The organism is Flavobacterium silvaticum, from assembly GCF_012911565.1.
Lineage (GTDB): Bacteria > Bacteroidota > Bacteroidia > Flavobacteriales > Flavobacteriaceae > Flavobacterium > Flavobacterium silvaticum.
In genome coordinates this window covers 400,717-419,748 of the sequence record NZ_JAAMPU010000107.1, presented here as the reverse complement: position 1 = coordinate 419,748, position 19,032 = coordinate 400,717, and the positions used below count along the sequence as shown (strand labels likewise).

Here is a 19,032-nt window from a genome sequence, read left to right as displayed (position 1 = left end):
CGGGCTTTTTTGTTTTTATTGGATTACTTTTCCCGAAAGGATAACCGATTCAATCAAATTACTCCCAAACGAATACGGAATCTCTGCATAATCACTCAAAGGCCGTGTGAGGATAAGATTCGCTTTTTTGCCGATGCCGATGCTTCCGTGGGTTTCAGATAATTCCATCGCATAAGCCCCATTGAGTGTCGCCGCATTGATCGCTTCTTCCGGCGTCAGTTTCATTTTGATGCAACCCAAAGCCACGGCCAGGTTCATGTTTCCGGACGGAGCCGTTCCCGGATTATAGTCGGTAGCAATGGCCAGCGGTAAACCGGCATCGAGCAGTTCACGTGCAGGCGTATACGGAATACTGATGAAAAGCGAACACAACGGCAAGGCTACGGCTATGGTTTCGGATTTTTTGAGTGCTTCGGTATCTTTCGGTTCGAGAATTTCAAGATGATCGACCGACAAAGCGTTTTGTTTTACAGCCATTTCGATTCCGTCGATTGCCGTAAACTGATTCACGTGGATTTTCGCCCTGAGTCCAAACCTCATTCCGGCTTCGATGATTTTTTCGGTTTCAGATACACTGAAATAACCGGTTTCACAGAATGCATCGATATAATCCGCAAGGTTTTCTGCTGCGATGGACGGCAGCATTTCGTTTATGATACGGTTTATGTAACCTTCATGGTCGGTTTTGAATTCAGTCGGAAAAGCATGCGCGCCAAGGAAAGTCGCCTTGATCGCGATACCATAATTCTCCCTGAGCCGTTTGATCACGCGAAGCATTTTGAGTTCGCCATCGACCGTTAGCCCATAGCCCGATTTGATTTCTATTGCTCCGGTTCCCTGACGGATGACTTCTTCCAGCCGGATTTTCGATTCTTCATATAATTGATTTTCAGAAGTATCGTTGAGTCGTTTGGCCGAATTGAGTATTCCGCCGCCGCGGTTCGCAATTTCTTCGTAGGTCATTCCGTGAATCCTGTCCGAGAATTCCTGGACGCGGTTTCCGGCGTAGACCAAATGCGTATGGCTGTCGCACCAGGACGGAAGGACAATCTTTCCGCTTGCATCGATGACTTGCCTGCCAGATGAATCGGGACAGCTTTCCATCGTACCAAAACCGGCAATCACATCATCTTCAATCAAAAGCCAGGCATTTTCGAGTATCGGAAGTTCGCGCATGGCTGCAGCATCGAGAATTTTCGGATTATCTGGCCGGACCTGTAATAATTGCTTGATGTTGGTAATCAGTACTGACATAAAAAGGGGAGATTCATTGGGTAAAATTAGGCCGTAAAAATCGAAAATACGCTATCTTTAAATCAAATTAATACCAGCGTGAGACGCATCAAATATAAACAAGTACGCAAAGTCCAGCCGAATTTCTTTGAATACACCGGTATGTACAAGGACGAGCCGGTTGCCATGCAGCTTTTCATCTACAACGAAGAAGGGTACGAAGAATACAAAGACGTAAACCTGCAGCGTGTCCAGAAAGAAATTTCAGATCCGAACCAACATCACGATGTCAAATGGCTCAACGTACACGGGCTTCACCAGACAGATTTGATCCGCGAACTCGGCACGATGCTCGAAATAGAACCGGCCATTACGGGCGATGTGGTGAATGTGGCCAAACGTTCGCGAATGGAGGAATTGGATGAAGTGCTTTTTTTCAGCATAAAATCTGTCCTGGCAGAAGAAGAAACCGATGTGATCCGGGTGGAACAGATTTCGTTTTTGCTCAAAGGCAACCTGCTCATATCGTTCCAGGAGCGAAAAAGCGATTTCTTTTCGCATATCCGTGAACGCATCCGAACCGGCGCGGGTGTGGTAAGACGCAAGAAAAATGGCTATTTATTATACCTGATGCTCGATGCCGTCATGGAAAATTTCTTTATCACGCTGGAACAGTTCGAAGATGATATTGAAAAGCTGCTCATCGATTCCAAATCGGAACAAGGCCGCATCTTGCTTGAAAAAATAGAAAAAGTTCGGGAATGTCTCAACTTTTTGAAAAGATCGGTCATCCCATTGCGCGATGCATTGTACAACCTTAAGAATATGGACAAAGATTCAGATTTCAAAGGTTTTGAAGACACAAGCCTGGTGTTTTTCGGCCGGCTGCATCAAAAGGCACTCGAAATCCTGGATCAGATAGACAACGATTTGAATTCGGTCGAAACGGCATCCAATTTATATTATGCTTCACAGAGCCAGCGTATGAATGCGATCATGAAGACACTGACGATTTTCTCGGTCATTTTTATGCCATTGACCTTTATCGTCGGTGTGTACGGAATGAATTTCGACAATATGCCCGAACTCAAGACGCAAAACGGATATTATGTAATTTGGGGAATCATGATTATTTGCGTGATTGGCATGACGACGTATTTCCGAAGAAAAAAATGGTTCTGATCTATGGCTGATACGACAAAATTCTACAACTGGACTTCCGGGTTTCCCATCTCTGACTACGAATTTCCTGCTGTTTCATAGGAAACGCATCAAAATCAAAGGACATTATTTCTTCACACTATATTTAAGTAACAACACATCGTCTTCCATCTTCTCAAAACTTTCCAGCTTCAGCAACGTCGAGAGGTCTTCACGTTTTTCATTGTCGATTTCAAAAAAAGTACTTGTATCTGTTTTTCCGTCGATTACCGGAAGCAGCAACTGAAAGACTTGATCAATGAGTCCGGCATCGAGAAAACTGCCGTTGAGTTTCCCGCCTCCTTCTACCATTAGTTTTTCAATGCCGAATTTCGAATAGAGTTTTTGTAAGGCGATTTCGAGATCGATCGATTCGATTCCGGCAAAAATGTAGGATACGCCTACGGATCTTAAATGCCGCAGATAGGTGTCGTCTGTTTTTTCACTTAAGATAGTAATCACGTGATCACCCAGTATGGTGCCGCTTTTCCAACCGAGTTTGGCATGTTCGTCCAAAGCTATCGCGAATGATGCAGCATTGTGATTTCCGATAAAATCTGTCCTGTCGATAGTATCGGTGCCTTGTTCATATATAGGATTCTCGAAATGGGTGAAATCTTTTTCCATAGTAGTGCGGCCAACAATCCAGGCTCTGATGCCGATGGCTTCATGGGTTTCCTCGAACTTGCTGAGCAATTTTTTGGCGGCTGGTGATTTTCCCCATGTGTGGCCAAGGATTTTCCCGTCTATTGACGTCGCCATCAAGCAGATGGTATGTGGTCTTTTCATGATTGACTTTTTTCTAAAGTTAGGATAAACGGATTGGAAATTAATCGGGTCGTCAGATAACTTTTGCAGATTATGACGACACATTTATGTGTTACGCAATTCTCTGTTACCTTATTTTACGTAACACTAAAAAGCGTAACAGTTTTTATTTTCAGCTATAGCCTCAAAAAGGCGAAATAAAAAAGCCCGTCAGTTTCCCGACAGGCCAATTCCTCAAAGTTCAATAATCAACAAGTATCCTTCATTGTTAATTATTAATTGTTCATTATTAATTATTTGAGGCTGCCAACCATATCCTCAGGTTTCACCCACGCATCGAAATCTTCAGGGGTCACATAACCCAAACGTACAGCCTCATCTTTCAAAGTCGTTCCGTTTTTGTGTGCGGTCTGAGCGATTTCGGCGGCTTTGTAGTAACCGATTTTGGTATTGAGAGCCGTGACAAGCATGAGTGAGTTATCGACGAGTTCTTTGATTCGTTTGTAATTCGGTTCTATGCCAGATGCGCAATGTTCTTCGAAAGACAGACAAGCATCACCAAGAAGTCGTGCCGATTGCAGGAAGTTTGCGGCCATCAAAGGCTTGAAAACGTTGAGTTCATAATGACCTTGCATGCCACCGACAGAAATGGCCACGTCGTTACCCATAACCTGGGCGCAAACCATCGTCAGCGCTTCACATTGTGTCGGGTTTACTTTTCCGGGCATGATGGAAGACCCGGGTTCGTTCTCCGGAATAAGGATTTCCCCGATTCCTGAGCGTGGGCCGGATGCGAGCATGCGCACATCGTTAGCGATCTTGTTCAGTGAAACGGCCAGTTGTTTCAATGCGCCGTGAGATTCTACAATCGCATCGTGAGAAGCCAGCGCCTCGAATTTATTCGGAGCCGTCACGAACGGATGGCCTGTGAATTTGGCAATATACTCAGCCACTTTTACATCATAACCGGCAGGTGTGTTCAGGCCTGTACCGACGGCTGTTCCGCCAAGAGCCAGTTCCGAAAGGTGGGCCAGCGTATTTTTAACGGCCTTGATTCCGTAGTTCAATTGGGCTACGTAACCTGAAAGTTCCTGTCCAAGCGTCAACGGTGTCGCATCCATCAAGTGGGTACGGCCAATTTTGACTACGTTCATGAATTCGTCTGATTTTGCCTTTAGCGTGTCGCGAAGTTTCTCAACACCAGGCAATGTCGTTTCAACCACGGCTTTGTAAGCGGCAATGTGCATTCCGGTCGGGTAGGTGTCGTTCGACGATTGGGATTTGTTGACATCGTCATTGGCTTTGACTACTTGTTCGCCTTCGCCAATTTTAAAGCCGGCCAAAACCTGTGCGCGGTTGGCGATCACTTCATTCACGTTCATGTTCGATTGCGTTCCTGAGCCGGTTTGCCAAATGACAAGCGGGAATTCGCTAGCCAATTTTCCCGCAAGTATTTCGTCGCAAACGGCACCAATGGCGTCGCGTTTTTCTGCAGATAATACACCAAGATCGTGATTTGCGTATGCCGCCGCTTTTTTGAGATAGGCAAAACCTTCCACGATTTCCTTAGGCATCGAAGCTTCCGGTCCAATCTTGAAATTGTTGCGTGAGCGTTCTGTTTGTGCGCCCCAATACTTGTCGGACGGTACTTTTACCTCGCCCATGGTGTCTTTTTCTATGCGGTATTCCATTATGATTGATTGTTGATTTAGTTAACAGTTAACGGATAACAGTTAACGGTTAATACATAACGGTGACTATTGAGCAGACAAAGATTAAGCTTTCGGTCAATGACGAAAGGTCAGGCTTTTTCTACAACTGTTATCTGTTAACCGTTAACCGTTAACAACGCCCAAATTTACGTACAATACTTTTTTAATAAAAATCGAATTCCATCTTGTCCGTGAAAAACCAAAAACCTACATTTGCGTATAATTCAAAAAATTCCGGAAAACATGTTTGAATTTCAACAGTACCTTGGTTTCTTGTTGTTCCTGACGATCTTCACGATCGGTTTCTGGCTTATGTTCTTTTTGGTATCCTTTGTATTCTATTGGGTAACGGGAGCGAGCTGGGAACTTTGGAAGGAAAAACGTGCTGCCAAGAAGTACGAAAACGAAAAATCGGTAATCTAGAAACTGATTTTAAAGGAGGCGAGAGCTTCCTTTTTTTAATTAACGATTAACGTTAATGATTAATACCCGAGGCTTTTTAGCCGGACTGAGCTAATTATAATTGTAGATTATTATGTGTAAGGTGATCTAATCCGCACGAAGTCATCGTTAATTATTCATTGTTAATTAGTAATTCAAATTGATTTCAGCTTCTTTCCATAAATACGATCTCGAATTCAAACGTCCCGCCGGAACTTCACGCGGTATCCTGCAAACCAAAGAAACCTGGTTCCTGATTCTTGAAGAAAATGCAAAACGCGGTATTGGCGAGTGCGGATTGCTTCGCGGATTAAGTGCCGATGACCGTCCGGATTATGCCCAAAAGCTCCAATGGGTTTGCGACAATATCCATTTGGGTGAACAACAGCTTTGGGATTCGTTGACAGATTTTCCGTCGATACAGTTTGGGGTCGAAATGGCTTTTCGGTCGTTGAAAAGTGACGATTCCATGATATTGTTTCCGTCAGAATTTACTAAGGGAACAGATTCCATTTCCATAAACGGTCTGGTCTGGATGGGAACCGAAGATTTTATGCTGGAGCAGATTTCAGATAAAATCAGCCAGGGTTTCAAGTGCATCAAACTTAAAATCGGCGCAATTGATTTTGAAAAAGAACTCGGGCTTTTGCGTTTCATCCGACGCAATTTTGATGAAGAAACCATAGAAATCCGTGTCGATGCCAACGGCGGTTTTTTAGCAACGGACGCTTTAGATAAATTACGGCAACTTTCTGAATTTAAAATCCATAGCATAGAGCAACCAATCCAGCCAAAACAGCTTGGAGCGATGACTGAATTATGTCTCGAATCCCCAATTCCAATAGCGTTGGATGAAGAACTGATAGGCATTTCAGATTTCGGTGAAAGGGAAAAATTACTTCAAATCATCAAGCCGCACTATCTTATCTTCAAACCGAGTTTCATTGGCGGAATCCGCGGTACGCAACATTGGATAGACCTGTGTACAAAATATGGAATCGGGTGGTGGATTACCTCTGCACTCGAAAGCAACATCGGTCTCAATGCAATCGCGCAATGGACGTACAGCCTGGGTGTTTCTGTGCCCCAAGGTTTGGGAACAGGTGGGCTTTATACGAATAATATCGATTCGCCTCTTGAAGTTTCGAATGGCGTTTTACAATATGATCCGAAAATTGCGTGGGGTAAATTTTCTTTTTAGCGTTGCGCCTTTGGCGCGGTTTGACACAAAGGCACGAAGACACAAAGGCACGAAGTATCTATATTTTACTCAAACTTGCAACTCCCAACTACCACAACAAGCGAATCATAATAAGCCAAAGACTTTCTTCGAGACCCTCTTTAATTAAAAAACTTTGTGGCTTGGCGTCTTTGCGTCTTTGTGTCAAATTGGCGCCGCAGGCTGCCGCAAAACTCAAATCACATCAATATTTTATTGACGGCAGCAATCCCAGCCGGAAGCTCCGTTTCGCCAATCATTTCACGCATATCGATTTCAATCGTCCGGCTCATGCTCGCCATCGGGATGTCGTTCGCGCCGCCTTCGAACGGGTTTTCGGTAGCTTCCCCAACTTTATCCATCGTGGTGAATATCCACCCGACGAAAACCGAAAACGGAATGGTGTACCACACATAGATTTCCCCGAGTTTCGCAAATTCGTTTAGCATTCCGAAAGGCAGTAAGCCCACGAAAAGCCATACGAAGAACAACGTCAGGCTCGCAAATTGTCTTGGATACGGGAAGTTCTTGATGCGTTCACATTTTCCCTGTTGTTCATATAAATTGGAAAGCATCAGCTCGAGTTCTATATATTCGAGCCCGCTGATTTTTCCCTCGCCCTTTAATTTTTTGAATTGTGCCGACTGCAAGGCGATGAGTTGTGTCGCCCTGTTTTTATGGGTCAAAACCTTTTTTAATTCCTCATCGGAAACATAAAGCGACAGTTCATCTTCAAGTTTATCTTCCCATTCCGGAACGCGATAGATTTTGCGATACTCCTTAAAATGAGGTTTGTCTGAGTTTTCCCAGGCTCTTTTTTCACGCAATTGAAACCGCAAGGCCGTGAGCCAGGCGAAATGTCTGTAGATAATCTGTCGGATGGTTTCGGCATCGGCATCGACAAAATCACGTGTCATCATTCCGAAAGAACGGCTTTGGTTTACTATAGCACCCCAAATCTGACGCGCTTCCCAAAGTCTGTTGTATGTCTGTGTATTTTTAAAACCGATGATGAAAGCGGCTGCCGTACCGACCATCGCAATCGGAACCCAAGGCAAAGCCACCCATTTGAAATGGAAGACTTCGTAAATGACAGTTGGGATTATCGAAAGGATCAGCACTACATAAATATCCCGACGCGTCCACATCAGGAATTCAAGGAGCCTGTATTGTTTGCCGGTATGCATCAGTTTTTGTTTAGCGGGTGATTGAGATAGAGAAGTGCCAGATTTATAACCAGGAAAGGCAATTCGATAGCTGCGCCTTTGAGGTCTTTATGGAATAGTTCGAGGCAGATGATAAGTAAGATTCCGGCCGCCATGAGAAAATTTCCCAAAACGAAAGTCCTTGGAAAAAGAATCAGTACCGAGGCGAGCAGCGTAATCCCGCCGTTCAGCATCACCGCGCGGCTATCGAACCCAAAGCGTGAAAAGAATTCCAGCATTTCAGGTTTGCCCGAAATCATCGCCCAACCTTGTTTGATTCCCATGAAAACCGCTACGAGAACCAGAATGCTGCTAAGTATACGTACAATCATAAACTTGTTTTTGTAAATATAGCAAAAACAGGTTTTGTGATTATTTTTCGGTCAAAACTGTGGCTCCCAGGAGAGAATCCGGAATTCCAAAAGCATTGGTCAGGGCAACGGCATCGGTGCGTATTTCCCAGCACAACTGATTGATCGCTTTTCTGATTGCCTTTGACTTTGGCGGTTCAAAATAGCCGGTTTCGAGAAACCACGATTTGTTTTTGTCGAGCAGATTCAAGGCGAAAAGTTGCTGTTGCCGAACAAGTTGTTGTCTGACTGATGCATCAGAAACTGTTTCTATTTTCGACAGAAATTGTTCAAGAATGACTCTTTCCAGATACGATTTCGCCACATCTATCATATGATGCTGTACCACATTGAACGCATCATAAGCATCCATTCCGCCATCGACGAGTTTTTTGATACGCATGGCCGCGGATGAAAGCAGGTTTTTTTCGCGATACCGGAAAGCAGCCAAGTGGAATTCCGGATCTTTTAAATGTTCGTCATCGGTGCGTCGTGACGTGTATGGATTTTTTTCGGATAATGCTGTTTTGGCCGAATCGAAAACATAAGTGATCATTCCGCCAATGTCAAGCTTTCCGAATTCTTTGCGGAATTCAGCCAATCTGTTTTTGGCGACGAGTTGCATCAGCACGGTATTGTCGCCTTCGAATGTGGTGTAGATTTCGGTATCGTTCTTTAAATCGCCGATCCGGTTTTCACTCAGATAGCCTTTTCCGCCCATGGCTTCACGGCATTCCTGAAGCGAATCGCGTACGTTCCAGGTCACATAAGCTTTCATTCCGGCTGCGAGTGCCTCGATTTCCTGGGCATCGGCTTCCGATCTTTGCATGAATCTGTCAGTCAGGTAACGCAATGAAAAATGAAAGGCATAACTGTTTGCCAGATGCGGAAACAATCGTCTTTGGTGGATTCTGTAATTTAAGATGGGAACTTCAGATCCGCCGTCAGGGCCGAATTGCCTACGGTTGTCACTGTATTTTATGGCAATCGTCAATCCGGTTTTCATCGCAGACAATGCCGATTTTGGGATGCCGATGCGTCCGCCGACGAGTGTGCCGAGCATGGTGAAAAAACGCCTGTTGTCGCTTGGAATCGGGCTTTCGAATTCACCTTTGTTATTTACCGATGCAAACCGGTCGAGCATGTTTTCTTTCGGAATCGTCACGTTATGGAATCTTATAGTTCCGTTATCGACGCCGTTCAAACCCATTTTGCGCCCGCAATCGCCAATTTCGATTCCGTCGAGAATGTTGCCCGATGTATCGCGCAACGGAACCACGAACGTATTGACACCGTAGTCTTTTCCATCAATGATGAGTTTGGCGAAAACCGTAGCCATTTGTCCGTGGACGGCGGCATTGCCTATATATTCTTTTTTTGCCTTCGGATGCGGCGTGTTGATGACAAACGACTGGTTTTTATGATCGTAAGTCGCTGTCGTTTCCAAACCTTTTACATTGGAACCGTGGCCTGTTTCGGTCATCGCGAAACAACCCGGAAGCTCTAGTGTCCCAATTTTGGACAGATATTTTATATGGTGTTTTTCGGTTCCGAGGAAATACACGCTCATGCCCCAAAGCCCGAACTGCACCCCGAATTTGATCACGAGGCTTAAATCGTGATAACTCAGGGCTTCCATGATGGCGAAATAGGCTTTCATGTTTCCGCCGCCGCCGAATTCCTTTGGAAATGCCATGGAACCTAATTTTTCATTGGCGAGAATCCGGCACCAATCCAGGACTTTTTCGCGGAATGAATCCGTTTCCTGGGTGTTTGCGTATTTGAATTCCGGCCGTTGCAACAGGTCGCGGACTTGCTTTTCAATACCGGCTGTGTCGCCTTCAAGAATCGATTGCAAGGCTTTGACATCGAATGAATTTAGTGTTTCGAGATTTGATGTCTGTGTATTTGCAGCAGAGCGGAATGTCAGCAGCGCTTCTTCTCCCAAAATCCCCAATTGGTTTTCCAGTTCGAGGAATTCCGGTTTGAGGTTTTCGAACCGCGCATCGTTGCCGGATAATTGAAGCGATAAGCCAAAAAGACTCCGGATTTGAGGGCTTTGGGTCAGTTCATCAAAAATCTCGGTTTTCCAAAAAGCCAATGTTTCGCGTGTCGGCGGATTGGAAACAGCTATGAATGACAGTAGGTTTTTCTTTTCAGAATCAGTCAATATTGTATTTTCTGTAAAGAAAGTATTTAAGATACTGACTTCTTTCTGCGACAGCAAATCGTCTGACCAGACCAGATAGAGTAGTGGCAGGAATGCTTTTTCCATGATAAATGATGCTTTAGTTGCCGTTGTTTCGCTCGGCATTGCGTTTTTTTGATTGCCATTTTCTCAAAGACGAAATGGCTTGTTGACGGACGCGGTCTTGCATAAATGTAGTTTTTCCCAGCAGCCAGCCTTTAAACCCGAAAGCTTGCCGGTTCCAGCTGTAAAAGTCGAAGGTGTCTTTTTGGTCGGCGATCAATCCGTCGCGGAAAATAAATCGGGAAGAGATATGATTCTCTATTTTTCGTCTGGTCGATGATAAGACATAAGAGGCAATCCAATTCGCCTTGCCTTCAATGTGATCGGCGGTAATATTTGAAAATGAAATATTCAGTTGGCCTTTACTGCGTTCCAGAAGCATGCGCCACATATCGGCTATGTCGCGGCCTTGGAGTGTACCAAAAATCGGATCGGTGAAATGCGCTTCCGGATGATAACAGCTTGCCATGGTTTCCGGTTCATGGGCTGCGAAAGCGGCATAGAATTCTTCGATAAGTTGCTGGTGGTTGTGGTCCATGTGCGGCATATTCTTCTTTTAAATATACGGATTTCCGCCTTGTTCCAATAAATATTAACCGGTTTTGTGGACTACGATCAGTTCGTTGTGATGTTCTATCCTTGGAATCAGTTTGACGCGGAACGGCCCGTCTGAAAAATGCTGGACATACGCTTCATTGCGGCTGTCGTGTTCTCCGTTGAGTGTCATGGTATTGAACAGGATGTAGCCGTCGGGAGTTAAAATAGCTGCAATCCGCATGGCGAAAAACTTCTCGAAAAGAAAATTCGGCATGGTCGTATCCTGGAACACATCAATGATGACCAAATCATACAATTCCTTTGTCTTGAGGACGAACTCAAAAGCGTCGTCGATCACAATCTTCACGTTTGGGATTTTATCAAGGCCGAAATAGGAATTCGCGAGTTCGATTACAGCCGCATCAATTTCGACTCCGGTAATCAAGGCGGTCGTCTTTATTTCATGGACCAATGTTTTGATGACGCTTCCGCCGGCCACGCCAAGCACGAGTATTTTGTGCATCCGGGCTACTTTTTCAAACCCGATTTCCTTTAACCCGCGTCTCAAAACCCGTTGCAGGCTTCCGTAGGAATAATTCGTATTCCTTGAATCGAGCACCAATTCACCGTTCGCCCACGAAACTTCGAGGTCTTTGCTGTAATCAGATTTGCGGCGGACAATGGTAATGGGAAGGAAAAAAGAGAGCAACCGCCGGATCATAGGATATTTTTATCAAATGTATGAAATAGCCTTAATCGATAGTCATGTTGGTCAATCGGAAAAAATTAAAAAAAGATGAAATCGAAAAACCCGGCTTCGTCTTTTTACGTAAATGAATGCAAAAGACGCTCTTATCAAATTATATTTTGTGTTTGTTTTATTGGTTCTGAAAACCCTGGCGATTCGTGATTTTAGCCGGGGTTTTCTATTTTAGGGCGGCTTCGTACTTTTGCAGTAAACACGACACATGGATTTTGCAGCGATTACCGACATTTATAAGGCTGATTCACTGTTTGGCCGATATATAACCCTTGAAGATATCGAGCCTTTGTTGCTGCTTGATTCAAGAAAAGGCAAGGTTGGAACGATTGGTAATTCGGTAGAGGGACGAGCTTTATATTCGTATACTATCGGTCACGGGCCATTCAAAATCCTGATGTGGTCGCAGATGCACGGAAACGAATCCACGGCTACGAAAGCCTTGTTCGATTTGTTTGATTTTTTTGATTCAGATGCGTCTGCGCAATCACTTCTGGATGCTTTCACGTTTTGTTTTGTGCCGATGCTTAATCCCGACGGTGCTCTGCGATATACACGTGAGAATGCGAATTCCATTGATCTCAACAGGGACTTTATCAATTTCTCCCAACCGGAAAGTCGTGCCCTTGCGAATCTGTTTGAAAGTTTCAGGCCGGATTTCAGTTTCAATCTCCACGACCAGCGCAGTATTTTTGGAGTAGGAGAGACGGGCGAACCAGCTACTTTGTCTTTTTTAGCGCCTGCTTATAATGCGGAACGCGAAATAAACGACACCAGAAAGAAAGCTATTGAGGTGATCATTGCGATGAACCAATCGCTTCAAGAAATCATTCCCGGAAAAGTAGGAAGGTTCGATGATTCGTTCAATCCGAATTGCGTTGGAGATAATTTTCAGATGAAAGGTTGTCCGACCGTTTTGATAGAATCGGGTCATTATCCCGACGATTATAATCGCGAATTTTGCAGAAAACTTACATTTCAGTCGATACTTGCGGGAATTTTTCAACTTAACGAAATCGTTGTAGTTGATAACGTTATTGAAGAATATTTAATTATTCCTCAAAATATGATGGTTTTTTTTGATTTTGGATTCAAAAATGTCAAAATAAATTATGATGGTAAGGAATTAATTACGAATTTTGTTGCTCAATACAAGGAGGAGTTGATTGAAAATAAACTCTTTTTTAACGCCTATTTTGCGGATTCGGCAAATTGCGACGTGTATTTTTCACACGAATCCTATGAGGCAGAAGGTGCGTTATTCCAAAGTGAATCAGGATTGTATCCGGCAGTTGGCGAAAAAGCCAATTTTATGCTGGGCAACCAAAGGTTTGAAAATGGAAAGAGAATTTAGTCATTCTTCTTGTCAAACAGAATCCAATAAATTAAATATACGTTATGAGCAAATTCCGTTTAGACGAGGTCGATCACCAGATCCTCGATATGTTGATTGACAATACTCGGGTTCCTTTTACAGACATAGCCAAAAAACTTTTGATATCGGCAGGGACCGTTCACGTCCGTGTCAAGAAAATGGAAGATGCAGGCATCATCATGGGATCGTCACTGACTCTTGATTATGAAAAACTTGGGTATTCTTTCATTGCTTATGTAGGTGTTTTCCTGAACAATACATCACAGACTAAATTCGTTTTGGAGCGAATCAATGAAATACCGTTCGTTACGGTGGCCCACGTTACTACAGGAAAGTTCAATATCTTTTGTAAAATACGCGCCAAAGATACCAAGCACGCCAAAGACGTCATTTTCATGATCGACGACATTGAAGGTGTATACCGCACAGAGACAATGATTTCACTTGAAGAAAGCATCAACGACAAGAAAAGATTGATGCACACCATCTTTAAGAATATGTAAAATGCTACATGATATAAAACCCCGGACGGTAACATCCGGGGTTTTTTCATTAAATTAAGTCCCAAATTACAGCTATGTATTCGCTTTCAAGATTAGAACAATTCGACAGGAATGTCAGGTCAAAATACAATGTATACAACAGCGTCTTCATCACGCTGCCATTCGATGCCATAGACAATACGGGATCATTGCTTCCGCTTTTTACGGAAGTCTGCGAAAAAGGTTTTTCCAAACAGGAATCGCCAAAAGAAATCTTCAACTTTTTTGTCGAGCGCTATATGGATAACCCGACGGAAAAGGAAAAGATCGACATGATGTTCCGGTTCGTCCAATATGTCGAAAGGCAGATCGTTCTTTTTGATGCCGTTGAGGACGCAGCTTTCTCCAAAGTCAACAATCTTGAAGGCAAAGGCTCGATGCGCGATGCGAAAGATACAGCCGAAGCTGCCGGCCTTCAGGCCAAACTCCAGGATTTACTCGACGATTTTGAAGTACGTCCGGTCCTGACGGCACATCCGACGCAATTCTATCCGGGTTCGGTTTTGGGAATCATCACAGATTTGACCGATGCGATTTCAGACGACAACCTGTTTGAAATCAAACGATTGTTATCCCAACTCGGCAAGACGCCTTTCATCAAAAAAGAAAAACCGACACCTTATGACGAAGCCGTCAGCCTGATTTGGTATTTGGAGAACGTGTTCTATGAAACCGTCGGCGAACTTGTCGATTTTATCTCCCGAAGCATTTATCAGGGAAAACCCATGGGCGGCCCGATTTTAAGATTGGGTTTCTGGCCAGGAGGCGACCGCGATGGAAATCCGTTCGTGACTACCGAAATCACCTATCAAGTGGCCGACAGGTTGCGGTCATCAATCCTGAAAAGTTATTACCGCGATATCCGGAAACTCAAGCGCAGACTGACTTTTTCGGGTGTCGATACGTTACTGACCGATATTGAATCCAAGCTTTATCAATCGGTATATTATTCAGACGGGGAATTGTTTATCACTTCAGATGAATTCCGCGATGGCTTGCTGGCTGTACGTAAACTTGTCGTCGAACAGAATCAGTCGCTTTATCTGGAAGAAGTCGATTCGTTGCTGAATAAACTCCATGTTTTCGGTTTTCACTTTGCCTCGCTTGACATCCGACAGAACAGTAAAATACACGATAAGGCATTGAAAGCATTGGTTCTGGAATTTCCCGATCATTTCCCAAAAGGCTATCTCGAGTTGCCTCAGGACGAAAGAATGGCGGCTTCCGGTAACATAACAAAGTCTGTCAATGTCTATGAACTGTCAGATGCCGATGCGAAATCGACATTGGAATCGATGCTCGCCATTCGTGAAATCCAGAAACGCAATACGGAAATGGGTTGCGACCGATATATCATCAGCAATAACGACAGCGCCCTTGATGTTGTGGAAACACTTGCCATGTTCCGGCTTAGTGGCTGGGAAAACCCCACCGTTGACATTGTTCCGCTGCTTGAAGCCGTGGAAGATTTGTCACGCGCGGGTGAAATCATGGAAAAATTATACACCAATGAAACCTATGCCGCACATTTGAAATCACGCGGAAACAGGCAAACCGTAATGTTGGGTTTCTCTGACGGAACCAAAGACGGCGGTTATTTAATGGCAAACTGGAGTATCTATAAAGCCAAAGAACAGATAACCGAAATGTCGCGCAGTTACGGCATAGAAGTGATTTTCTTTGACGGACGCGGCGGCCCGCCGGCAAGAGGTGGCGGAAAGACACACAAGTTCTATGCGTCTCTCGGTTCCGATATCGAAAACCACGAAATCCAGATTACGGTTCAGGGGCAAACCATCAGTTCCAATTTTGGGACGCCTGATTCGTGCCGCTTCAATCTTGAAAACCTGTTGAGTGCCGGAATCAGCAACAGGTTGTTTGATAAAGGCCGCAACAATTTATCGGCAGACGATAAGAAGATACTAGATGACTTGGCTCAGGCCGGTTATGAGAAATATACGTTGTTTAAACAGCTTCCGGAGTTCCTTCCGTATCTGGAGAAAATGAGCGCACTCAGGTATTACTCTATGATCAATATCGGCAGCCGTCCGGTCAAACGAAATACATCGGACAAACTCAACTTTGGAGATTTGCGTGCGATTCCGTTCGTCGGTTCGTGGAGTATGCTCAAACAGAATGTCCCTGGTTTTTATGGCGTTGGATCGGCATTGAAGAAATTTGAGGATGAAGGAAAATGGGATGACGTACAAACGTTGTTTGACAACTCTTTGTTTTTTCGCACTTTATTGGAAAACAGTATGATGTCTTTGGCTAAATCATTCTTTCCGTTAACATCTTATATGAAGGATGATCCGGAATTCGGCTCGTTCTGGCAGAATATTTTCAACGAATATGAACTAAGCAAACGACTGCTTTTGAAAATCGCCGGACATAAAGAACTGATGGAAAATTACCCCGAAGGCAAAGCTTCGATTGCCATGCGCGAACAAATCGTATTGCCGCTTCTCGTAATCCAGCAATATGCGTTGCTTCGCATCCAACAGCTCAATATGCAGGAAAATCCGGATGAAGAATTGGTCTCTGTCTACGAAAAACTCGTGACCAGAGCGTTGTTCGGAAATACGAATGCAAGCAGAAATTCCGCCTGATATGAAATTTACAGAAATTACACCAGATGAATTCGCCCCGTATATGGCGGGTTATATGAACACGCTGACCGATGAGGATTTATTCGAGGAACTGGAGATTTCGCTGCATCGGTTCATCCGGTTCGTGCGTGAAATCCCTATGGATAAATTTGATTACAGATATGCCGAAGGAAAATGGACCATTAAGGAAATCATCCAGCACCTAATCGATTCCGAACGCATTTTTGCCTATCGCGCCCTCGCTTTTGCCCGTAATGATAAAACAGAATTGCCAGGTTTTGAAGAAAATGATTATGCCGATGAAAGCGACGGACAATCGCGTCATTTGAATGCATTGCTGACGGAATTATCCGAAGTACGTCAATCAAACCTCACGCTGTTCAAAAGTTTTTCCAAAGAAGCTTTGACCAGAAAAGGGAGTGCGAATGGCAATATCCTATCGGTTCGGGCGATTGGGTTTGCGATAATCGGCCATATGAACCATCATTTGAATGTGTATCGCGAGAGGTATTTATAATCGGGTGTGTATCTGAATTGAAATGAAGAAAATCCGTGTAGTCCTTATTTGTCTTTTGCTGGCTCTCGTGGTTTTCTTTTCATTTTATAAATCATCAAAACCCAATCTTGAAGGAAACTGGCAAGCAGACACTGTAACTTTCGACGGCAAGGAATTGTTCCATAGCGAACCGATTGAAGAAATGTACGGTGTCAGGCAAACGATAACAATTGAAGGCGATTCTATTATCCTTCAAAACGGAAGCAAAAAAATAGTTGCCAGTCTTAAAATATCAAAAATTGCAGGAGAAAAGGTTTGGAGCGCACAATTGAGTTCGACTGAAAAAGCGCTTAATGGAACATTCTCTTTGAAAATTAATACAGTGAATTTTTCGTCAAACGAGTCCCAGATTAGAGTCAGATTGGCATCAGACAGGATGTTGATGGAATTTCACCGAGATGTATTTATAAATCCACCAAAACCGGAATTTCCCAGAAGAGGACAAGTGTAGATTTGGTGATTACAAAAATTCTTCAATCTGAGACCAGGCTTCTAATTTCTTGTCAAATTTCATAGTGTGCGCCGGACTCGTTGAAGGTAAAACAATTCTGGGCAAGTCAATTTCGTTACCAAATTTCCGGACAAATATTTTGTGGCTTTCCTGTCCGTTGAAAAAAATCGCCCGTATTGACGGGTTATGTTTGATCAGGTCTGGAATCTTGTTTTCTACTGCATTCCTGATTTGTGAATCCAGGCTGCCTTTTCGCTCGCAACTTTCGAGTACATCCCAGAGTGCAATGTGGTTATCGAGGATCAGTTTTTTCTTAGTCTCGAAATCTGAAGGAACCGGTAATCCTGAAAACAGCGTAAACATGATTTTCCAGAAACTGTTTTGCGGATGGGCGTAATATTCCTGTTTAAGCAACGACATGGCTCCGGGCATGGTTCCGAGGATAAGGATTTTTGGGGAATCGGGCAGGAAAGGAGGAAAAGAGGAAATCATCTAAAGTCTCTTATTTCTTCATTATCAATGAATAAACCATGGGTAACTTGCGGCCTAGTTTTTCAATCCTGAATTTGCCTTTTTCAAACTCGTCCATACCGGAAAAACAATTGTAAGGCGAATAATCGTATTCCTTGAAATCGGTCAGAGTCAATCCATTTTGCAATAAACGGCTTATTACTTCAGACAAACCGTGGTTCCAATTGACGGTCGTGTTTTTGAGTGGTGCATCGGAATCGGCATAAGTACCTTCTTCCGCTTCGACAATCGCATCGTCTTTTAAATACGCATACTCGATTCTTGAAAAAGAACCGTCGAACATCCAGACAACCGGATGGAATTCCGCGAATACAAATGTTCCGCCAGGTTTTAAAAAACGGGAAACCACTTTGGCCCATTTGTCCAGATCCGGCAGCCAGCCAATGGTTCCGTAAGAGGTGAAGACGATGTCAAACGTTTCATTCAGGTTTTCCGGAAGGCTGTATACATCACAACAGATAAACCGGGCATTGGCATTTGTGATTGCTGCAGCTTCTTTGGCTACGCGGATAGCATCCTCTGAAAAATCGACACCGACCGTTTCAGCGCCCATTCTTGCCAGGGAAATCGTATCCTGCCCGAAATGGCATTGCACGTGCAGAATTTTTTTTCCGCTCACATCCCCGAGCAGATCCAATTCGATTTTCTTGAGCGAAGTCTGGCCTTTTAGGAATTCGGAATGGGAATAGAATTCAGATTCCACATGGTATTGTACCTTGTCGTTCCAGGCTTTTTTATTGTATTCTAGGTAATTGTTATCGAGGTTCATGTAGTACATTTTGGCCGAATGTACTCAAAACACCCGGTATAAAAAAAGGAACCATTGCGGTTCCTTACATTTATCTGTCGTCTTCGTCATCGTCGTCGTCGTCATCCGATGTATCCGAATCTTCATCATCGAAGTCATCGTCGTCGTCGTCGTCCCCGTCATCGTCTGCTGAACGTTTCTTTGGTTTGTCTTCGTCGTCATCTTCAACATCATCAAGATCGTCATCGTCATCACTTGGTGCATCTTCATCTTCGATATCCATTTTGATGCTGTCGATTGGATCCACTACGTCATCGATGTCGCTGTCTTCTTCGATTTTTTCGAGACGGCTGGCCAATTTGGTGCTGACTTTTACGAGGTAAATGGTATCATCGGTACGTACTTCGACGGCCTCTACAAGTTCGTTTTGTGCATTGCGGAAACGGACGATGTGCGAATCATCATACCCGTCCGGGAATTTTTCCACGAGCAGTGTCAGGATTTCGTTGGTTAGTTTGTTGTAGTCGACAATAATTCTTTTCAT

Annotated in this window: 19 protein-coding genes; 8 read left to right on the top strand and 11 right to left on the bottom strand. The window is 44.0% G+C overall.

Annotated features, from left to right (window positions below; all coding sequences use genetic code 11):
* Positions 1-15: 15 nt before the first annotated feature.
* Positions 16-1,254: an imidazolonepropionase gene (gene hutI, locus G6047_RS13685; RefSeq protein ID WP_169528179.1), complete on the bottom strand. Its 1,239-nt coding sequence runs from the start codon at positions 1,252-1,254 to the stop codon at positions 16-18.
* Positions 1,255-1,332: 78 nt separating this feature from the next.
* Here hutI and corA point away from each other — a divergent pair, with 78 nt between their 5' ends.
* Positions 1,333-2,415: a magnesium/cobalt transporter CorA gene (gene corA / locus G6047_RS13680; protein ID WP_169528178.1), complete on the top strand. Its 1,083-nt coding sequence runs from the start codon at positions 1,333-1,335 to the stop codon at positions 2,413-2,415.
* A gap of 105 nt (positions 2,416-2,520) precedes the next feature.
* Here corA and G6047_RS13675 read toward each other — a convergent pair whose 3' ends face one another.
* Both G6047_RS13675 and fumC read right to left on the bottom strand, forming a co-directional pair.
* Entirely contained in the window at positions 2,521-3,222 is a 702-nt protein-coding gene (locus G6047_RS13675) for a dihydrofolate reductase family protein (RefSeq protein WP_169528177.1), read from the bottom strand.
* 272 nt (positions 3,223-3,494) lie between these two features.
* On the bottom strand, positions 3,495-4,892 hold the full coding sequence (fumC, locus tag G6047_RS13670) for a class II fumarate hydratase (protein WP_169528176.1): 1,398 nt from the start codon (positions 4,890-4,892) through the stop codon (positions 3,495-3,497).
* A gap of 264 nt (positions 4,893-5,156) precedes the next feature.
* On the opposite strand from fumC, the gene G6047_RS13665 reads away from it, so the two are divergent.
* Entirely contained in the window at positions 5,157-5,336 is a 180-nt protein-coding gene (locus G6047_RS13665; protein WP_169528175.1) for a hypothetical protein, read from the top strand.
* 181 nt (positions 5,337-5,517) lie between these two features.
* The gene (locus G6047_RS13660) at positions 5,518-6,555 is read left to right on the top strand and encodes an o-succinylbenzoate synthase (protein ID WP_169528288.1); all 1,038 of its coding nucleotides are present in this window, start codon (positions 5,518-5,520) and stop codon (positions 6,553-6,555) included.
* Positions 6,556-6,773: 218 nt separating this feature from the next.
* On the opposite strand, the gene G6047_RS13655 is transcribed toward G6047_RS13660, so the two are convergent.
* Genes G6047_RS13655 through G6047_RS13635 form a run of 5 tightly spaced genes read right to left on the bottom strand, consistent with a single transcriptional unit; the run spans position 6,774 to position 11,637 of the window.
* A complete protein-coding gene (locus tag G6047_RS13655; RefSeq protein ID WP_169528174.1) occupies positions 6,774-7,760 on the bottom strand; it encodes a bestrophin family protein in 987 nt (328 codons plus the stop codon).
* Positions 7,760-8,110, bottom strand: a complete 351-nt coding sequence (locus G6047_RS13650) for a hypothetical protein (RefSeq protein WP_169528173.1) — start codon at positions 8,108-8,110, stop codon at positions 7,760-7,762. The genes G6047_RS13655 and G6047_RS13650 overlap by 1 nt, the downstream gene beginning before the upstream one ends.
* 40 nt (positions 8,111-8,150) lie before the next feature.
* Entirely contained in the window at positions 8,151-10,442 is a 2,292-nt protein-coding gene (locus G6047_RS13645; protein WP_235946550.1) for an acyl-CoA dehydrogenase family protein, read from the bottom strand.
* Positions 10,417-10,917, bottom strand: coding sequence for a nuclear transport factor 2 family protein (locus tag G6047_RS13640; RefSeq protein WP_169528172.1), 501 nt, complete (start codon positions 10,915-10,917; stop codon positions 10,417-10,419). Before G6047_RS13640 ends, G6047_RS13645 begins: the two co-directional genes overlap by 26 nt.
* A 54-nt stretch (positions 10,918-10,971) precedes the next feature.
* Positions 10,972-11,637 (bottom strand): spermidine synthase, encoded by a 666-nt coding sequence (locus G6047_RS13635; protein ID WP_169528171.1) that lies wholly within the window; start codon positions 11,635-11,637, stop codon positions 10,972-10,974.
* Between the two features lie 247 nt (positions 11,638-11,884).
* Here G6047_RS13635 and G6047_RS13630 point away from each other — a divergent pair, with 247 nt between their 5' ends.
* The 5 genes from G6047_RS13630 to G6047_RS13610 all read left to right on the top strand — a co-directional run bounded on the left by G6047_RS13630 (position 11,885) and on the right by G6047_RS13610 (position 17,209).
* Positions 11,885-13,030, top strand: coding sequence for a M14 family metallopeptidase (locus G6047_RS13630; protein WP_169528170.1), 1,146 nt, complete (start codon positions 11,885-11,887; stop codon positions 13,028-13,030).
* A 44-nt stretch (positions 13,031-13,074) separates the two neighbouring features.
* A complete protein-coding gene (locus G6047_RS13625; protein ID WP_091140893.1) occupies positions 13,075-13,554 on the top strand; it encodes an Lrp/AsnC family transcriptional regulator in 480 nt (159 codons plus the stop codon).
* A gap of 74 nt (positions 13,555-13,628) precedes the next feature.
* Positions 13,629-16,202: a phosphoenolpyruvate carboxylase gene (locus G6047_RS13620; RefSeq protein ID WP_169528169.1), complete on the top strand. Its 2,574-nt coding sequence runs from the start codon at positions 13,629-13,631 to the stop codon at positions 16,200-16,202.
* Position 16,203: 1 nt separating this feature from the next.
* Positions 16,204-16,719, top strand: a complete 516-nt coding sequence (locus G6047_RS13615; protein ID WP_169528168.1) for a DinB family protein — start codon at positions 16,204-16,206, stop codon at positions 16,717-16,719.
* A gap of 22 nt (positions 16,720-16,741) precedes the next feature.
* The gene (locus G6047_RS13610) at positions 16,742-17,209 is read left to right on the top strand and encodes a hypothetical protein (protein ID WP_169528167.1); all 468 of its coding nucleotides are present in this window, start codon (positions 16,742-16,744) and stop codon (positions 17,207-17,209) included.
* 9 nt (positions 17,210-17,218) lie between these two features.
* Here G6047_RS13610 and G6047_RS13605 read toward each other — a convergent pair whose 3' ends face one another.
* The 3 genes from G6047_RS13605 to G6047_RS13595 all read right to left on the bottom strand — a co-directional run bounded on the left by G6047_RS13605 (position 17,219) and on the right by G6047_RS13595 (position 19,032).
* Positions 17,219-17,701 carry a DNA-deoxyinosine glycosylase gene (locus tag G6047_RS13605; RefSeq protein WP_169528166.1) on the bottom strand — a complete coding sequence of 161 codons (483 nt, stop codon included), beginning with the start codon at positions 17,699-17,701 and terminating at the stop codon, positions 17,219-17,221.
* Positions 17,702-17,711: 10 nt separating this feature from the next.
* On the bottom strand, positions 17,712-18,509 hold the full coding sequence (locus G6047_RS13600) for a class I SAM-dependent methyltransferase (RefSeq protein ID WP_169528165.1): 798 nt from the start codon (positions 18,507-18,509) through the stop codon (positions 17,712-17,714).
* 70 nt (positions 18,510-18,579) lie between these two features.
* Positions 18,580-19,032, bottom strand: coding sequence for a DNA primase (locus G6047_RS13595; protein WP_211165448.1), 453 nt, complete (start codon positions 19,030-19,032; stop codon positions 18,580-18,582).